This is a genomic window from Carboxydocella sp. JDF658, from assembly GCF_002049395.1.
Classification (GTDB): domain Bacteria; phylum Bacillota.
Genome location: NZ_BDLR01000239.1, coordinates 1 through 201, shown reverse-complemented (window position 1 = coordinate 201; position 201 = coordinate 1). Strand labels below are relative to the sequence as shown.

Genomic DNA, 201 nt, shown 5'->3' with positions numbered 1-201 from the left:
TAATTTCGCTTGCCGGCGAAAGTGGCAATTCTTTTTGCACATACACCACAGCATTTGACTTGAGACGAGTTACAAAACCTATTCCTTTTTCACAGTAGTGGTCGAATTTCTTGTAATCAACATAGCCGCGGTCAAAAATATTAATTGCATCCTTCTCTTCAACTATCAGATTGTCCATTTCTGTCTTATCACTATGTTTTG

General features: G+C 37.8%; 1 pseudogene. It reads right to left on the bottom strand.

The window, feature by feature from the left end:
- Nucleotides 1-201, bottom strand: a pseudogene (locus JDF658_RS13970) (IS4 family transposase); the annotation flags it as partial.